The sequence below is a fragment of the Xanthomonas nasturtii genome (assembly GCF_023337365.3).
GTDB classification, from domain to species: domain Bacteria; phylum Pseudomonadota; class Gammaproteobacteria; order Xanthomonadales; family Xanthomonadaceae; genus Xanthomonas; species Xanthomonas nasturtii.
In genome coordinates, this window is the sequence record NZ_CP142084.2 from 3,777,782 (window position 1) to 3,795,442 (window position 17,661).

The following is a 17,661-nucleotide window of genomic DNA, read 5'->3' on the forward strand; positions in this document are numbered from 1 at the left end:
CGGCAGTGTGGCCTGGTGAGACGCAACGATACTGCCAATATCGCGCGCCGGCGCAATCATCGACGCATCAAGCGCGCCACCTGCGTGGAATGCGCATCGGCAGTCACTGCGGAGGACACGGCCTTACGCGACCGAGCCGCCGACGCACGCCTGCATCACGCGTAATGGAAAAACCCATCCATCGGATCCATCACTGCAGAGGCAACCGCCGGCACCGGCAGCGGGCCACGCTTGCCGGCGATCACCTGCACGAATGCCTGCTTGAAGCGCGCCATCTCCGCGTCGGTGCCCACCGTAATCCGCGACCAGGTTGGCCACACCGGCCAGCTGCGGCCGATGAACACGCCATGGGTGGCCATGTCGTCCTTGAAGCCTGCCGCCGGCCGCCGCACATCGACCATGAAACAGTTGCTCTCCGATGCAGTGCAGGCATAGCCGTGCTTGCCGAGAAATTCCAGCACATCCTTGCGGGTGGCGGCGGTGCGTGCGCGCCGCTGCGGCACCAATGCAGGGTCGCGCAAACTGGCCAACCCTGCGGCGGCAGCGGTCACCGGCAGGCTGTTGACGCCATAGAACATCAGCTTGGCCAGCAGCTCCGGGCGCGCGGCTGCATAGCCCAGGCGGATGCCGGCCATGCCGTAGAGTTTGGAGAAGGTGCGCAACACCACCACGTCCTCGCCGGCGGCGACCATGTCGACCACGCTGCTGGTGCTCTGCGCGAAGTGGATATAGGCCTCGTCCACCACCAGCACACTGCCCTTGGGCTTGTGCGCCAATGCGTAGTCCAGATCCTTGCGCGCAGTGACCGAGCCGGTGGGGTTATTGGGATTGCAGATGCAGATCACGCCGGGGCTGGCGTCGGCCGCGCACATTGCCTGCACATCGTGCGAAAAGTCCTTGCGCAGCGGCACCTTGATCAGTTTTGCGCCATTGCGTGCGGCCGCACGCCAACCGGATTCGTAGGTGGGATCGGCGGTGACGAGCGCTGCGCTGGGCGAGGTGAACGCCAGCATCGTGTAGTCCAGCGGCTCGGTGGAGCCGGCGTAGGCCATCAGATGATCCACCGGCAGCTTGAGTTCGGCAGCCAAGGTGGTCATCAATTCCATCTGCACTTCACGCAGGTAACGCCCGCCTTGCGGTGCGATCTGCGCAATGGCCTTCACTGCAGCGGCGGACGGGCCATCCGGGAATTCGTTGGAGCCGATCATGACCGGCGCCAATGCACTTGCCGGTGTCGGCGCGATGGCAGCGGAGCGTTCGGCAGCGCTGGCCAACAGCGGCAAGCTGCCTGCACCGGCGGCGCCGGCAAACAGCGCGGAGTCGCGGAGAAACGTGCGGCGCGAAAGAGCAGTTTTCATGACAACCTCCAGCAGGACGGTAACGCGGGCTCAGGGACGCACAGCGACAACTTCGATCTCGACCCGGTACAGCGGGTTACCCAACGCCGCGATCTGGAAGGCCGAGCGCGCCGGCAGGTTGGGCTGTTCCTTGGTGCCGAAGAACTGGCGATACCCTTCCATGAACCCGTTGAAATCCATCTTGCCGCCCATGGCCGGGTCGCCGACCAGAAACACCTGCATCTTCACCACATCGCCCATGCCCAGGCCGAGCGATTTCAGCTGGTCCTGGATCTGCTTCAACACGCTCACCGTTTGCGCCTTGGTGTCGCCATAGGCGGCAGCCGAATCCTTCGCTGCGCTGGTGTCGATCACCGCCGGCACCTTGCCGCTGACATACACCGTAGCCTTGCCGGCGGGAATTTCCACCGCTGCGGCAATGGGGAAATCGCTGTTGGGAATCTTGTGGCGGATCACCTCGGCAGCATCTGCAGCGCTGAGGCCTGCAGACAGCACGACGGTGGCGACGAGGGCATTGACGGCGGGACGGAACATGGCAACTCCTTGGAAGAGAGAATCAGTGGCGCAGCAGCTTGACGTCGTCGGCAGTGACACGCTCGGCATGGTCGTTGCCGAAATGGGTGCGCACATAGCTCACCACTTCGGCCACCTGCCGATCTGTGAGCATATCGCTGAATCCCGGCATGCCGGCGTGACCGTCGAGCACCATCATGGTGACGTAGGGCGCAGCCGCCAGCTTGGGATTTCCGGCAAGCGCTGGGTATTCGCCGGCGCCCTGCGCACCGCTGCCGGCGGGCATGTGGCAGCCCTGGCAGACCGCGCGGTACACATGCTCGCCGGAGGCGGTGGCGAACCCCTTCTGCGGATACAGCGCCGTGGCGTCGGAACTTTGCGCCTGCGCGTCGCACAGGCCGGGCGGAAGCAGCGCAGCGCCGATGACCAGCGCAACGGCCGCAGCAAACAGACGTGGCAACAGGCTCATGCGCGGCCTCCCCCGGAAATGACCTTGCGATGCAGGCGGCCAACGACATCGTGCGCAGCCAGAATCGCGCCCTCCTGCCAGGCCGGGATGTACGACACATGCTCACCGGCCAGCGCCAGGCGCCCGTCGATCTGGCACAACGGTTCGTAATGCTCGGCGCGTGCCTGCTCGCTCCACATGCCGAAGCAGCCATGTGCGAACGGCACGCGGTGCCAACCGACGGCGATGCCGTTTTCGAATTCGCGTGGATACTGCGGATGCAGCTGCGTGCCGTATTCCACCGCCTTGCGCACGCGCTGCTCCGGCGTCATCGACGTGAATTGGTAAGCATCCAGCCCCCACACATAGGCGCCGAGCAGCACCCCTTTGCCGGGGCTGTGGTAGTTGGTGCTGGGGTAACTGATCAAGGTGATCGGCAGGTCGGTATAGCTGATGCCGCCATAGATCGCTTCGTCCTCTTCCCAGAAGCGGCGCTTGAATTGCAACCCCACCTTCACCGATGCCGCGTACGGCACCTTGCCGATCGCCGTGGTCATCGCGTCGCCGGCGGTGACCGGAATACGGCTCAGCACCGACAACGGAATCGTGCAGATGCACCAATCCGCGCTGGCAATGCGTTCTTCGCCGCCACGCGCTGCGTCCTGCCAGGACACGCGCACGCCGCTGCCGTCCTGATCGATCTTGGTGACCTTGGCGTTATAGGTGATGGCATCGCCGAGCTGACGCGCGAATGCCTTGCCGATCTGGTCCATGCCGCCCACCGGCTGGAACATGGTGGTCTGCATTTCGTAGTTGTTGCCGGCCGCCAGCGTGGTCCACAGGCGCGAGTGCAGCACGTCCTGCACGCTGAAGGGGTCGGAGAACTCCGGCTTGCCCGACAAGCCACCACCGGGATACCGCGCAAAGCCGCGCCGCTCGCTGCTGTCCTTGCCTTTGACGTAACCGAACTTTTGATCGAGCGCGCCCCAGGTGCGCAAGGATTCCAGCAACACTTCCTGGTCTTCGCGGCTCACGCTCTTGTCCAAGGCATGTTGCTGCGTGCACTTGGCCAGCAACTCGGACACGTGGCCCTTGTAATCGGCGTCGATGGCGCGAAAACGCTGCGGTTTGCCGCCGAAGCCCTTTTCGCTATGCAGCAGCGCGTTGTAGTTGACCTGGTTGAAGGCTTCCAATGCCACGCCGAACTGCTTGCAATAACTCAGCACCGCCTTGTGGTGATGCGGTATGCGCCATGGGCCGGGATTGAGATATAGCCCGTCATCGAACTGGCAGTGCTGCGCGGCGCCACCCAACTCGGTGTAGCGGTCGCCGCCACGCAGTGTCCAGTTCCGCCCGCCGGGGCGGTCGTTGTATTCCAGCACCTGCACGCGGTAACCGGCCTTGCGCAGTTCGAATGCGGCGCTCATGCCGGCCAGCCCGGCGCCCAGGATCAGGACCGAGGCGCCCTTGGGGTCGCCATCCAGCTGCAATGGCCCCTTGAAACTGGATTCGGCCGCCATGCCCAGGCTGCTCATCGCCTGATACATCATCGCGCCGCCAGCGGTCATGCCAATGCGCGCCAGCAATTGCCGCCGCGTCATCGTTCCCGTGTGATTACCTTGCATCAACGTCATTTCCCCTGCATGTCATGGACAAACGCGCGTCGCCGGCATGCGTGCCGGCGACGGCTGCACCTCAAAATCTATAGGCCAGGCTGGCGAACAGCTGGCGCGGTGCGATCAGCTGATACGACCCGGAGCTTTCGTTGGGAAATACCGCACCGATCGCATCGTCCTTGTCGAACAGGTTGTAGACCGACAGCTGCAAGCGCCCGCCGGCAAGAAACCCACTGTCTTTGCCCTGGTACCCGACGCTGCCGTTGACGATGAAAGTGGCGTCCACCTGATCGGTATTGAGCGTGTCGCCGTAGCGCTTGCCGGTGTATTTGGTGTCGAGGTTGGCGAAGAAATGCTCGCCTTCCCAACCGCCGTTGAGGCTGAACATCAGCTTGGGCGAATCCGGCACTTCGTTGCCTTCCACCTGCACCAGGTTGCCGCTGACCAGGCCGAAGTAGTTGTCCTGGAATTCGGATGTGTTCCAGGTCAGCGAGGCGCCCAGCCGCCAGCCCGGCGCCGGTTTCCACATGCCGGAGACTTCTGCGCCGTAGGTCTGCACATCGCCGACGTTGGCGTAGACGGTGGGCGCCACCACCAGCGGGTCCGGGTCGGTGAGCGCGATGATGCGGTTTTCGTAATCGATCTTGTAGGCGGCGATATAGCCGCTCCACTGCGTGGATTCGGCGCGGATGCCGATATCGATGTTGGTGGATTCTTCCGGCGCGATCTCCGGGTTGAACGCACCCGAGGTCAGCGCCAGCCGCGGTGCGGAACTGAAGTTCTCCGCGTAATTGGCAAACACCTGCACGCCTTCGGCAAGCTGGAAGCTGGCACCGACCTGCGGCTGGAACCAGTCGCTGTTGTTGATGGTCACATTGCGCCGCACACCGATATTGAAATCGTCCAGGTTGGCGATGCCGTTGTAGTCGCGTTTGACATCCAGGCCCTTGGCGCCGAACTCTATCGTGAGCCTGTCATCGAGCAGACGCAGCGTGTCCTTGATGTAGAGCTGCTTCACCTCGGTGGAGAAATGGTTGTCGTAGTAGATGACGATCGGCAGCGAGCCTTTGAGTAGCGCGCCGGTGGCCGGGTCCAGGTTGTATAACGGGCGCACCTGATCGAAATCGTAGTTTTCGTACCACGCGCCGACTTCGAGTTTGTTGTGCTCGGTCTCCCACGACACCGCCGTGGTCGCGCCGTAGCGATCGCCGCCCATGATTTCTTCGCGCCGGGTCATCGCACCGACATTGGTGACGTTGCCGTTGGCATCGACAATCTGCGGGTCGTTGATGGCGATGTCGGTGCGGCCCGGCGTGCCGGCGATGGCATCGTTGTACAAGCCGGTGGCCGTGCTCGGCGGGGTGCCGCCGACGCCGTAGCCGTGCTTGTTTTCGTAGTAGCCGGTGAAGGTGAAGCCGATCGCATCGTTGAACAGGAAATCGCCATGCAAGCTGAGCAGCGAATCGCGCCGGCCGTTCTGCCATTGGCTGTAATGCTCGGCATCCACTTCCGGGTTGCCGGTGATGCGTTCGTGCAGATCCCACGCCACCGAACCGTCGGAGTTGTACGACTGCACGTCGTAGTCCTTGCGGTTGTTGTAGATCCAGCCCAGGGTCAGGCTGCCCGCGTCCCAGGCCTGGCGAATCTTGGCTTCGAAGTGGTCGCTCTTTTGCGTGGCCGGTTCCATGTCCCACACCCCGCCCTGCGTGCGCGATGCGGAGAGGTACGCGCTGGGGCCGCCTTCCCACCAATCCGGCGTATCCAGGCGCACGAAGCTGCGCACCAGATCGTCCGAACCGATGGTCTGGGTGAGATTGCCGCTCCAGCTATCACCGCCCTTCGGCGGCAGGCTGGTGTAACGGATCGCACCACCGAGTGCGTGATACGAGGGCTGCGTGACATCGCCCGAGCCGGCCGACACGGTGACGTCCAGCAGGTTCTCGCTGGACACGTAACGGGTGATCGGCCCGCCTTCGCGGGTGTCGAAGGTTTCGATCGGAATACCGTCCAGGGTCACGCCGATCTGGTTGGCGGAAAACCCGCGGATGGTCATCGAATCGCCGAACTCGTATAGCCCGAACGGGTCGGTGGTCTGCACGTTCACGCCGGGCAGGCTGGCCAACAGCTGCTGCGGCGCCACCCCGGGCACCTGCGCCTGGATCTCGGCAACCGAGATGGACGCGGTGGTGCGCGTGGAACCGGTGCCCACCACGCTGACCGCATCCAGCGTGCGCGCGTCCTGCGCCACGGCGGGCAGGCTGTGTGCGCCGGCCAGCAACAAGGTCATCGACGCCAGCATGTGGCGCGAGCGGGTGGTGCTGAGGATGACGGCGACCGAGGCCGCCAGGTGATCGGTATTCAGGCACTTTCGCATGCACTCAAACCCCTGGAGACGTGTAGCGTGCTGAGTGACCGGGCGCTCCCCCGAGACCGGCCGACACCGCAAATGCGGCATGCATCGACCATAACCAGCACAGTTCCGCCGCAACCGCGGTGCGGAGGGTAGGGTCGGCGCAGGCGGGTAGGTTCCTACCGAATTCAGAACTCTGAATAGGTCTCTCGGCGACCTACCTACGCGATTTCGGGCATAGCAGGTCTTGCGCGCTTGCGATGCCGCCACGAATCGACAACGCTGCGCAGCCACTGCACGAGCACGCCTATGCCGCCCGCACCACCGTCGCTGCTGTTGCTCGATTTCGATGGCGTGCTCGCGCACTACGCGCGGCCACGGCGCATGGCCGCGCTTGCGGCAGCAGCGGGCTGCGCACCGCAGCGGGTGCACGAGGTGCTGTTCACCCAAGGTCTGGAGCGCGCCTACGATGCCGGCACGATCGACACGCAGGCGTATCTGGCGCAGTTGAGCCAGGGGCTCGGGCACACGGTCGATCGCGCCACCTGGGTCGCGGCCCGCATCGCCGCCTGCCGCGCCGACCCATCGGTCGTGGCGCAGGTGCTGGCGGTGTCGGCGACCACGGCGGTGGCGGTGCTCACCAACAACGGCCCGCTGATGATGGACGCGATCGAGCGGATCGTGCCGCCGCTGTTCCCGCTCTTGCGCGGCCGCGTGCTATGCAGCGGCACACTCGGCGGCCGCAAACCAGATGTGCAGGTGTATCAGCGCGCGCTTGCGCAACTCGGCCAACGCGCCGAGCGCACGCTGTTTGTCGACGACCTGTTCGTCAACGTGCGCGGCGCACGCGCCGCCGGCCTGCACGCCGACACCGTGCGCGACGCCCGCGCAGTACGGCGGGTATTGAAGCGGCACGGCTTGGGATAAGTGTCGGGATTGGGGAATCGGGAATCGGGAATCGGGAATCGGGATTCGGGATTCGGGATTCGGGATTCGGGATTCGGGGATCGGGGATCGGGGATCGGGGATCGGGGATCGGAAGCGTCGCAAACCGCAGCGAACAGCGGTACTGCATGCAGCTCCGACGAAGCAGCGCGCGCCACCAGACAGCACAGCGATGCCTTCAGCCCCTCTCCCCTCGGGAGAGGGGTTGGGGTGAGGGTACGGCGGAAGACAACCAACTCACAGCAGCGAGCTGAGCCCCCAAATTACGCCAGAACCTCAAAAGCAAACGAGCAACAGCCCGCGCAATCACGCCCACCAGACTGCGCACGCTCACCCCACGCCAAGCCCAATCATCCTGCACTGCGCATGACGCAGGCATCCATCACGGCTGCGCGACATACTCGGCAATCGCCAACCGCAAACGCGCCAAACCGTCGGCCAGCTCCGCATCGGTGAGATTGAGCGCCGGCACAAAGCGCAGCACATCGGGGCCAGCCTGCAGCAACAGCAAGCCATGCGTGGCGGCAAGGTCCAGGATCGCCCCCGCCTGACCGGCATGCGCCGGCACCAGCACCGCGCCCAGCATCAAGCCGCGTCCGCGGATCTGCGCAAACAGGCCGAACTCGGCATGCAATGCCTCCAGCCCTGCGCGCAATGCGGCCGATTGACGCTCCACATTGGCCGCAATGTCCGGCGACGCCAGCTTGCGCAGCGCTACGCGCGCCACCGCCGCGGCCAGCGGGTTACCGCCGAAGGTGGTGCCGTGCGCGCCGAACTGCATGGTGTCGGCCACCTTGGGCCCGGCCAGCATCGCGCCGATCGGGAAACCGCCTCCCAGCGCCTTGGCCAGGGTCACGATGTCCGGCGTCACCTGTTCCTGCCAATGCGCGAACAGCGTGCCGGTGCGGCCCATGCCGCATTGAATCTCGTCCAGCACCAGCAACGCATCGTGCTGGTCGCAGAGCGCGCGTACGCGGCTCAGGAAGCCCGGCGCGGCCGGCATCACCCCGCCCTCGCCCTGGATCGGCTCCACCATCACCGCCGCCACATCGCCGCTCGCCACGGCCGCTTCCAGCGCCGCCACATCGTTGAAATCCACGTAGCGAAAGCCGCCCGGCAGCGGCTCATAGCCTTCCTGGTACTTGGGCTGCGCGGTCGCAGTGACCGACGCCAGGGTGCGCCCATGAAAACTGCCGCGGAAGGTCACGATGACGCGCTTGTCTGCCGGCCGGCCCTGGCTGCTGGCCCACTTGCGCACCAGCTTGATCGCGGCCTCGTTGGCCTCGGTGCCGGAATTGCACAGGAACACCTTGTGCGCGAAACGCGAAGCGGTCACCAGCTCTTCGGCCAGTTTCAGCGGCGGCGCACTGAAAAACACGTTGCTGGTGTGCCACAGCTTGCCGGCCTGCTCGGTCAGCGCAGCCATCAGATCGGGGTCGTTATGGCCGAGCCCGCTGACCGCGATGCCAGACGACAGATCCAGATAGTCGCGGCCCTGATCGTCCCACACGCGACTGCCCTGGCCACGCTCCAGCACCACCTGGCGCGGGCGATACACCGGCAGGTAGTAGTGCGCCAGGGACAGGGGCGAATCGGCAGCGGTGCTCATGGTGGTGGGTCGCAGAAACGAAGGGAGAACCTGCATTCTCGCGCATTCGCCGGCCTGCGGCACAATGTGCGCATGCGCCCTTTCTCCGATCCTCAACTCACTCCCGCCACCGACAACGGCTGGCGCCGGCAGTGGTACGACATCATCTACCGCCACGACACCCGCCCCTCGCGCAATTTCGACCTGATGCTGGTGGCCGCGATCCTGGCCAGCGTGGTGGTGATCATGATCGACAGCGTGCCGCGCATCCATTCGCATGCGGCGCACTGGCTGGTGCCGCTGGAATGGGCATTCACCGTGCTCTTCACCATCGAGTACGCGCTGCGGCTGGCGGTGGTGCGGCGCCCGCTGCACTACGCGCTCAGCGTGTGGGGTGTGATCGACCTGCTGTCGATCCTGCCCAGCTATCTGTCGTTCTTCGTGCCCGGTGCGCAGACGCTGCTGGTGGTACGCGTGCTGCGCATCCTGCGGCTGTTCCGCATTCTCAAACTCACCCGCTATATCGAAGAAAGCGGGCAGCTGCTGGACGCGCTCTGGCGCAGCCGGCGCAAGGTCTTGGTGTTCCTGTTCACCGTGCTCACCATCACCGTGATCGCCGGCGCCACGATGTACATCATCGAAGGCCCGCAACACGGTTTCACCAGCATCCCGACCAGCATGTACTGGGCCATCGTCACCATGGCCACGGTAGGTTTCGGCGACCTGGTGCCACAGACCACACTGGGCCGCTTCGTCACTTCGGCGCTGATCTTGATCGGTTACAGCATCATCGCGGTGCCCACCGGCATCTATACCGCCGAGCTGGCCAGCTCACTGCGCGAGGGTGGCCACACCGGCAAACGCGATGTGCGCAACTGCGCCCGCTGCGGGCTGGAAGGCCACGCGGCGGACGCACGCTATTGCCGGCAATGCGCCGAGCCGCTGCCGGAGATCTCCAACGGCTAACGCGGTGCTGCGGCCCTGGTACGACGAACGCACTCCTTCGCGGCTTTCCACAGCCCAAGGCCCCACCGAATAGTGATGAATAGTTCGGATAGATCAGTCGTAGAGCGGATGATCTGTCGCTTGGCTGCAGGCCCTCGACCGACTCGGCTTCGAACTAAATCCAATTCCGCTATTACTCGAAATAGCGGTGCCTTTGAAACTTGCCACTCACCTGTTCGATCCGATCCACAACGCGGCAGCGAAAAGCGCACAGCCTCAATGCGACATGCGATTACTCATGTCGATCAGATCGTTGTAACTGGCCAGCACCGCCTGGCGCGTGCCGCCCGGTGGGAGCGAGCCGCTTTCCAGCAGCATCTGCTCGCTCTTGTTCAATGGTGTCTTGGTGCGGATACGCTCGACCAGCCGCCCCGACTCGCGCGCCAGCTTGTCGGCGGAACGTTCCATATGGCCCCACATCGCATCGCCCTGCCCGATCTTGGCCTTCTGCGCCTCTTCCAGAATGCCTTGGTAGCGCGCCAGCTGGGACTGCGCTGCGGCAAGGTCCGGCGTGTCGTTGTCGAGTACCTGCACCAGCTGCTTGCCTTCGCCGATGATCTTCAAGTGATACCAGGAAGCGCTGCGGCCTTCTTCCTTTTCAATCGCATCGATCTGCGCCTGGCGACGCGTGTCTTCATTATGTTCAAGCGCGGCATTCATGGCTTCGCCGGCTTCGAAGAATGCCTGATAGGCCTGCATCAGCGGCGCGTGCAGTGCCTTCATGCCCTTGCCGTCGTCGCGTAGATAATCCTGCCGGTCGTAGTATCGCACCGCTTCCCCGATACGCTCGTTGAGCGTGGTGAAGCGGTCTTGATAAGTCTTGGCCACCGGGTCGAGCTCGGGGTTGGCCGGCGTTTGCGCCAACGCCGCGGTCATCGGCGCGCCGCATTCGTCCACGTGATGCGACAGCACCGTGCCCGGTGCATGGATACCGCTTTCCTTGCCGGTCGGACCCGCCTCGGGGTCCTGCATCCAGCCGATGTATTGCTGGTAGCTCTCATGGATCGGCTGCTCGACGCCGTTGAAGCAGGTGATGTAGGCATTGATCTTGTCGGCGCCTTCCACCGCGGCGGCGGGTGCGTTTTTCTGGCAGCCGGCAAGCAGCGCGGCCAAAGCGATCGCCGTGGCGAGTGGCGCATAACGATATTGGTGGGTCATCTTGTATTCCATTGATGGTTGAAGAAGATGGCCGCCGCAGCGTGCGGCCGAAAGGTATCTAGCGCAGCCGGTCGCCCGGCACGCGCGCGATGGCTGAGGACAACAGTGATGACTGACGATTGCTTTCGGACACCAGCACGTTGTAGGTGTCCAGCAATTTGCGCGACGCGCCTTCGGGCGCCAGCAAGGGGTTATCCAGCCAGCCCTGTTCCAGCTTGCTATACGGTGTTTTTTCGACCAGCCGTTTCACCCGCGCCTTGGCTTGCCTGCGGAAGGTTTCTGCAGCGGTTTCGAAGCTGTTCCAACTCAACTCGCCCGGCTCCTGGTCGGCCACCTGTGCGTGCGCCTCATCGGAGAGACGGTTGAAGCCGTCCAGCAGCGCGTTGACACGTGCCACGTCGAACGGCTCCTGTTCCAGCGCATCGGCGATCTCCTTGGCGTCGCGCATCATCGCCAGCCGGTAGTACGCGCGCGTGCGGCCCTCGCCCTGCTCCAGCGTCCTGAGTTTTTCGCGCTGCGCCGCGTCGTTTTGCAGGTCCAGTTCGGCGCTGAAGGCGGTACTGGCATCGGCATAGGCGGACAGCGCCTCCATCAACTGCGAATGCAGCTGTTTGCCCTTGGCGAACTGGTCGTCTTCGTAGTCCTGGCGCGTGTAGTAATCGGCCAGCGCGTGACTGATCGGCTGCAGCGCCGTCAAGGCCGCGCGATAGTCGCGCGCCGCCTTGTCCAGTGCCGGCAGCGAAGGCTTGGCCGCAGCGGCCGCGCCGACCGGCGCATCGCACTGCTTCATGTCATACGCGTCGATATCGTACGGACCGGTCATGCCGGACTCGCCACCGGTCGGGCCAGCGAACGGGTCCTGCATCCAGCCGGTGTAGGACCTGGCGCCGGCGTGCACCTTCGCGTTGACGCGGTTGAAGCAGTCGATATAGGCGCCAAGCTTGGCAGTCACGCCTTGCAGGAAATCCAGCTGTTCTTCAGTCGATGTGGTATCCGCACCCTCGGCATCGGTTGCAGCCTGCTGCGACTTGCCGCCACAGGCGGCCGCCAGGACAGACACGCAAGCGGCCAGAACAAACCCACGGAACTTGGGAGACACGCGCGACACATCCCTTTTGGAAACGTTTTCAGCCGCGCACGGTAGCAAACCCTCCTGTGAACTCCCTGTGCTCGCTCCAGATAAAACGTGAGGCTGCTGGACCGCCACGGCACGGCCGCTGGTGGGCCGCACCTACACTCTCAATTGCGGCACCTGCGCGCCGATGCTCAAGCGCCCTCCGTCTCCAGCCAGCCGCACGGGCCGTCACGGTCGCCGCGCTCAATCGAGAAACAGATCCGGCAACAACGCACGCGACGGGTCGACCGCATAGCCGCTCAAATCGGTGACGCCGGCCTGTGCCAGCACCTGCTCATCGATCAGGAACTGGCCATGAAAGCCAGCCGCCTCGCGCGTCAGCACCGCGTGCGCCGCATCGGCCACGATCTCCGGCCGGCGGCAGGCCGCCGCATCCACACCGGGCAGCATGTTGATGGCATCGGTGGCGATCACGGTACGCGGCCACAACGCATTGATCGCCACGCCCTGCGGGCCAAATTCTGCTGCCAGCCCCAGGGTGACCAGGCTCATGCCCATCTTGGCCAGCGTGTAACCGGTGTGCGCGCCCCACCATGCCGGGTTCAAGGACGGCGGTGGTGCCAGCGTGAGGATGTGCGGATTGGCAGCCTGCAGCAGGTGCGGCAGGCACGCTTGTGCGCACAGAAAACTGCCGCGTGCGTTGACCTGTTGCATCAGGTCGAAGCGCTTCATCGGTGTGTCCAACGTTCCGCGCAACCAGATCGCACTGGCGTTGTTGACCAGGATGTCGATCCCGCCGAAGGCATCGACCGTCGCCGCCACCGCCGCGCGCACCTGATCCTCCTCGCGGATATCGCACTTGAGCGCCAGCGCCTGCCCACCGGCCGCAGTCACCGCCGCGGCCGCACTGTGGATGGTGCCGGGCAGTTTGGGATTGGCCACCGCCGATTTGGCCGCAATCGCCACATTGGCCCCATCGCGCGCCGCCCGCAACGCAATCGCCAAGCCAATTCCGCGCGAGGCACCGGTGATGAACAGGGTTTTGCCGTTTAACGTCATGGGATTTGGGAGTCGTGATTGGAGATTCGTAAAAGCTTATCGCCTTCACCACTACAAGCGACCAGACCACCGCTCGAGCAATACGCTCTTACGAATCCCAAATCCCGAGCAACCAATCCCCGCCGCTCAGGGCTTCGGCCCCTGCCCTTCGTTGTCTTCCCAATGCAATATGCGGCGGGTCACGAAGCGATAGACCGGTTTGCCGGTGGCGAACCACAGCTCGCGCACCCAGGAGGTGCGCTTGAGCACGCGGCGTTCCACCGGGGTCAGTGCGGCCGGGCAGTACATACGCTTGTGCTTGAGCAGGTGGCGCAGGTCTTCGCGGGCAAGCAGGCGCATCCAGCGTGCGCGCGGGTTGCCGCGCACTGCCAGCTGGAAATCGACCACCGCCGGGCTGCCGTCGTCCTGCACCAGCCAGTTGGCTTCCTTGGCCAGATCGTTGTGCGCAACGCCGCGCCGATGCAGCTGCTGCAACAGCCGGCGCGCGCTGCGGAAGTAGGCCAGGTCGCCACGCGGCGGGCGCTGGTACATCGCAGCGCCGGCCAGATAGCTGCGGTCCAGGTGCTGCCCGTCCCAGTGCAGCAACCGCGGTGTGCGCGGCAAGCCGTCGAGCTGGCGCAAGGCCAGCGCCTCGCGCCGTGCCAACCACCAGGCCACGCCACGCAACAGCCACGGCGCCACGCTCAGGTCGCGACGCACGAACACGCGTTCGCCATCGCGGATCAACAAAATGCGCCCGAACGTATCGGACTTCAGCGGCAGATCGCCGGTGGGGTCGTGACTCATCCCCCATTGTAGGCGGCCGCTCTGTCTGGCCGCGCGCGTATGTGCATGCGGCACGTGCGCGGCCGCAACCGCAGGTGAAGCCGACAGCCCGATGTGAGGACGGCGCAAGTCAGCTGCCGCCGCGCCCACCTATAATTCGGAGATGAACTCATGGATCGACGCCACGCTGGAGTGGATCGGACACCACCCCACCTTGGCTGGCGTGGTGATCTTTGCCATCGCATTCTGTGATGCGGTGATCGTGCTGGGCGCCATCGTCCCGGCGTTGCCGTTGCTGTTCGCCATCGGCGTACTGATCGGGCTCGGGCAGATCAATGGGCCGTACGCGGTGGTGTGCGCCACGCTGGGCGCCTTTGTCGGCGATGCGCTGAGCTTCTGGGTGGGCCATCGCTGGGGTCACCAGCTGCACACCTATTGGCCGTTCCGGCGCTACCCGCAATTGCTGGAACGCGGCGAACTGCTGTTCCGGCGCAATGCCTTCAAGAGCATTCTGATCGCGCGGTATGTGGGTGCGGTGCGGCCGTTCGTGCCGGCCATTGCCGGCATGTCGCACATGCCGTTCAAGCGCTATCTGATCGCCAGCGGGCTGGCCTGCATTTCCTGGGCACTGCTGTTTTTGGTGCCCGGCTGGGTGCTGGGCACCGCCTACGACGCAGTGGCTGCGGTGGCCGGGCGGCTGTTCGTGGTGGTGACGCTGATGGCCGCCGTGATCGGGCTGGCCTGGGCGATCGTGCTGTACTCGTACCGCTGGTCGGCCGGGCATCTGGATGCGCTGCTGGCGCGCCTGCTGGAGTGGTCGCACCGGCATCCGGTGCTGGGCAATTGGTCGGTCAGCGTGTTCGACCCGCGCCGTCGCGAATCGGTGCCGCTGGCAATGATGGCGCTGATGCTGTTGCTGCTGGGCTGGGGCTGGTTCGTGCTGTTGATGGTGGTACTGGCGCATGGCGAACCGCTACGCGTGGACCTGGCCGTGCACGACCTGATGCTGGCGCTGCGCAACCCGCTGGCCGACTACCCGATGGTCGCGCTGGCCTCGCTGGGCGACTGGCAGGTATTGCTGCCGGCCATCGCCGCAGCGATGGGTTACCTGGTCTGGCGCCGGCGCTGGATGGCGGTGGCGCACTGGGTGATTGCGCTGGCGTTCGGCCTTGCCCTGACGCAGTTGCTTGGCGCCACCGTGCAGGTGGTGCGCCCGCCCGCAGCCAGTAGCGGCTTCGGGTTTCCGTCGGTGGCGGTCACCATGGCCACGATTGGCTTTGGCTTTTTCGCACTGCTGATCGCGCGCGAGTTGCCGGGCCGCCGCCGGGTATGGCCGTATCTGGTCAGTGGCGCGATCGTGTCGCTGATCGGTTTCGCACGGCTGTACCTGGGCGCGCACTGGCTCAGCGATGTGGTCGGCGGCATGTTGTTCGGCATCTTCTGGCTACTGGTGCTGGGCATTGCGTACCGCCGCCGCGCCACCCGCGCGTTCTGGGTCAAGCCGGTGTCGTGGATCTTCTATGGCGTATTCGTGGGCTGCGCGATCTTCTTTGCGCCGCGCAATCTCCACACCAAGCTGGCCAAGTTCGAACCGCCACCGCCACTGCTGATGGACCTGCCCGCCAGCGACTGGTGGAAGGGGCAATGGCGGCTGCTGCCGGCACGCCGTAACGAATTCGACGACGACCAACGCTGGCCGCTGGACGTGCAGGTGGCCGGCCCGTTGGCGCCGCTGCAACGCCAGCTCGAAGCGCGTGGGTGGCGGGCACAACCGCAGGCCGGTTGGGAGCAGGCACTGCATCTATTGGATGTCAGCGGCCGCCCGGACGAGGTGCCGATCCTGCCGGCCACGCTGGACACCCAGGTCGAAGCCCTGCTGATGGTGCGCCACGCCGCGCCCGGCCATGTGCACGTGCTGCGCCTGTGGCCCGCAGCCGCACGCTTGCAGCCGGATACGCAACCGCTATGGGTGGGCAGCACGCAGACCTTGCGCTACAGCCGCCACTTCAGCCTGATCGGCCTGTGGTACCCGCTGCGTGGAGTCGATCCGGCATTGAGCGCATTGCGCGATGCACTCGGCCCGCTGCCGCATCGCGTGGAGCAGCGGCGTCGTTCGCAGGTGCCGGTGATCCTGATCGACAGTACCTCGGGCAGTGCGGTGCGTGGCGAGGACAACGCTGCACCGCAGAAGGAAACCACTGCGTCCAAGCCTGCTGCATCAGATCCGCCACAACAGCGCCGCTGAGCGATCGGGCAACAGTAGGTGGCGGTCGGCAATCCGCGCCAGACCGCTACTGGTTGCTTGTTGAAAACGCAGCAAAGGCGCAGCGTCGGTCGAGTGCGCGGTGCCCTCACCGCTCGCGGGACACGCCGTTAACCCCTCCATGGGGCTCGTTGGCGGCATCCATGCCGCCAACGGTCCCGCAATCGGTGAGGACACCGCGCCACACAGTTGGCTGGCGGCTCTATTGAAGAACGAAATCACCTCACCACCAATTTTGCTGGCTGTTTGATCGAAAGCTAAGTGCACCGACCGACTCGACTGGCCCTGCAGCCAGGCCGCAGACCAACCGCTCTACAACTGCCCCATCCGCACCGTTCAATCACCTACGGCAATCAAGAACTTGCGCTTCAAAGCCGTTTGAATGTTCCCACCCGGGCAGGTCGAAGGCGCGATGCATTCACCACAACACGCCGTCCACCGGCTGCATCGGCTCCGGCGCTTGCTCACCTATCGCCTGAAGCGCATCGATCTCCACCGTGCGGCACATGGTGTCCAGCGGCAGGTCGTGGATGGTATTGGCGAACGGGTCGACCAGCTCATCGCCGATCTTCAGCACCGCCAAAAACATCAGCCCGGCCACGGTCGATCCCACCGGTGTGGCGTATTGCAGTGTTTCCACCAGCCCGATCGGCAGCAGCACGCAGAACAGCCGCGTAAACAGGTTGGGATAGAAGCGGTATTGATACGGCAGCGGCGTGTTTTTCAGGCGTTCCATGCCGCCTTGGGCGTTGGCGATGTCCACCAGGATGCGCTCCACACTGGCCTGCTGGATGCTGTCGATCCAGCCATCGCGCCGCGCCTGTTCCACGCTGCGCCCGGTGGTGTCGAGCAAGCCGTTGGCGGCATTGGTGCGGGTGATCACTGCCGCCACTTCATCGGCGTCCAGCCACGGCTGCAGAGCCCTGGCAACCGGCAACCGACGCAACTGGCAACGCAACGCATTGACGTAGGCAATCTGACGCAACGCGATCGTGCGGCCCAATGCAGCCGCTTCCGGTGCGGACAGAATGCTTACGCTCAAACGCACCAGATTGCGCGATGCGTTGATCATCTGGCCCCACAGCACCCGCCCTTCCCACCAGCGCTGATAGGTGGAATTAGCGCGAAAACCCAGGAATAACGCCAGTGCCGAACCGAAGATGGTCAGCGGCAACGCCGGCGCACGGAACGGCAGCACGTAATAGACGATCGTGATCAACACATCCCAGACAAACAACAGCGCCAGGGTCCGCCCGACCTGGTTGAATACATCCGCCACACGCGGTTTGACATCGATGATCAAGGCTCACTCCTTCACTGAAACGCGTTTCGCCATTGCGCGCATCCAGTGCGTGGATGCCATCGATAGCGCACTCAAGCGCGTCAAGTGTGCCGTTGCGGCGGTGCAAGCGCGGTGATGGGGATCCCAGCGATTGTCTCGCGAGAGCGAAACAGGCCTGAGCGATCATCCGTCAGGCGCGACCGATGGATGGAATCTGCATGCATCACCTGTCGGCG

14 protein-coding genes are annotated in these 17,661 nt (G+C 64.6%); 3 read left to right on the forward strand and 11 right to left on the reverse strand.

Going from position 1 to position 17,661, the window contains the following annotated elements:
• Positions 1-155 precede the first annotated feature (155 nt).
• The 5 genes from M3O59_RS16420 to M3O59_RS16440 all read right to left on the reverse strand — a co-directional run bounded on the left by M3O59_RS16420 (position 156) and on the right by M3O59_RS16440 (position 6,297).
• A complete protein-coding gene (locus M3O59_RS16420) occupies positions 156-1,358 on the reverse strand; it encodes a pyridoxal phosphate-dependent aminotransferase (protein ID WP_116906908.1) in 1,203 nt (400 codons plus the stop codon).
• A 30-nt stretch (positions 1,359-1,388) separates the two neighbouring features.
• A complete protein-coding gene (locus M3O59_RS16425) occupies positions 1,389-1,892 on the reverse strand; it encodes a RidA family protein (RefSeq protein WP_116906909.1) in 504 nt (167 codons plus the stop codon).
• A 22-nt stretch (positions 1,893-1,914) separates the two neighbouring features.
• The gene (locus M3O59_RS16430) at positions 1,915-2,340 is read right to left on the reverse strand and encodes a c-type cytochrome (protein ID WP_064629171.1); all 426 of its coding nucleotides are present in this window, start codon (positions 2,338-2,340) and stop codon (positions 1,915-1,917) included.
• Positions 2,337-3,944 carry a flavin monoamine oxidase family protein gene (locus M3O59_RS16435; RefSeq protein WP_181920676.1) on the reverse strand — a complete coding sequence of 536 codons (1,608 nt, stop codon included), beginning with the start codon at positions 3,942-3,944 and terminating at the stop codon, positions 2,337-2,339. The genes M3O59_RS16430 and M3O59_RS16435 overlap by 4 nt, the downstream gene beginning before the upstream one ends.
• Positions 3,945-4,014: 70 nt before the next feature.
• A complete protein-coding gene (locus tag M3O59_RS16440; RefSeq protein WP_181920677.1) occupies positions 4,015-6,297 on the reverse strand; it encodes a TonB-dependent receptor in 2,283 nt (760 codons plus the stop codon).
• A gap of 297 nt (positions 6,298-6,594) precedes the next feature.
• Here M3O59_RS16440 and M3O59_RS16445 point away from each other — a divergent pair, with 297 nt between their 5' ends.
• Positions 6,595-7,212, forward strand: coding sequence for an HAD-IA family hydrolase (locus tag M3O59_RS16445; protein ID WP_116906912.1), 618 nt, complete (start codon positions 6,595-6,597; stop codon positions 7,210-7,212).
• 400 nt (positions 7,213-7,612) lie between these two features.
• Here M3O59_RS16445 and M3O59_RS16450 read toward each other — a convergent pair whose 3' ends face one another.
• Positions 7,613-8,839, reverse strand: a complete 1,227-nt coding sequence (locus M3O59_RS16450; protein ID WP_116906848.1) for an acetylornithine transaminase — start codon at positions 8,837-8,839, stop codon at positions 7,613-7,615.
• A 72-nt stretch (positions 8,840-8,911) separates the two neighbouring features.
• Between M3O59_RS16450 and M3O59_RS16455 the strand changes: the two genes are divergently transcribed.
• Positions 8,912-9,784 (forward strand): ion transporter, encoded by an 873-nt coding sequence (locus tag M3O59_RS16455; protein ID WP_064629178.1) that lies wholly within the window; start codon positions 8,912-8,914, stop codon positions 9,782-9,784.
• Between the two features lie 255 nt (positions 9,785-10,039).
• On the opposite strand, the gene M3O59_RS16460 is transcribed toward M3O59_RS16455, so the two are convergent.
• The 4 genes from M3O59_RS16460 to M3O59_RS16475 all read right to left on the reverse strand — a co-directional run bounded on the left by M3O59_RS16460 (position 10,040) and on the right by M3O59_RS16475 (position 13,901).
• On the reverse strand, positions 10,040-10,981 hold the full coding sequence (locus M3O59_RS16460) for a YiiG family protein (RefSeq protein ID WP_249047100.1): 942 nt from the start codon (positions 10,979-10,981) through the stop codon (positions 10,040-10,042).
• A gap of 58 nt (positions 10,982-11,039) precedes the next feature.
• Positions 11,040-12,080, reverse strand: coding sequence for a YiiG family protein (locus tag M3O59_RS16465; protein ID WP_116906849.1), 1,041 nt, complete (start codon positions 12,078-12,080; stop codon positions 11,040-11,042).
• Positions 12,081-12,299: 219 nt separating this feature from the next.
• Complete coding sequence (locus M3O59_RS16470) at positions 12,300-13,115, reverse strand: SDR family oxidoreductase (protein ID WP_064629185.1); 816 nt, start codon at positions 13,113-13,115, stop codon at positions 12,300-12,302.
• A gap of 126 nt (positions 13,116-13,241) precedes the next feature.
• The gene (locus M3O59_RS16475) at positions 13,242-13,901 is read right to left on the reverse strand and encodes a serine/threonine-protein kinase (RefSeq protein ID WP_116906846.1); all 660 of its coding nucleotides are present in this window, start codon (positions 13,899-13,901) and stop codon (positions 13,242-13,244) included.
• A gap of 142 nt (positions 13,902-14,043) precedes the next feature.
• Here M3O59_RS16475 and M3O59_RS16480 point away from each other — a divergent pair, with 142 nt between their 5' ends.
• Positions 14,044-16,125, forward strand: a complete 2,082-nt coding sequence (locus M3O59_RS16480; RefSeq protein WP_116906845.1) for a bifunctional DedA family/phosphatase PAP2 family protein — start codon at positions 14,044-14,046, stop codon at positions 16,123-16,125.
• Between the two features lie 436 nt (positions 16,126-16,561).
• On the opposite strand, the gene M3O59_RS16485 is transcribed toward M3O59_RS16480, so the two are convergent.
• Positions 16,562-17,446, reverse strand: coding sequence for a bestrophin family protein (locus M3O59_RS16485; RefSeq protein WP_064629191.1), 885 nt, complete (start codon positions 17,444-17,446; stop codon positions 16,562-16,564).
• Positions 17,447-17,661 lie beyond the last annotated feature (215 nt).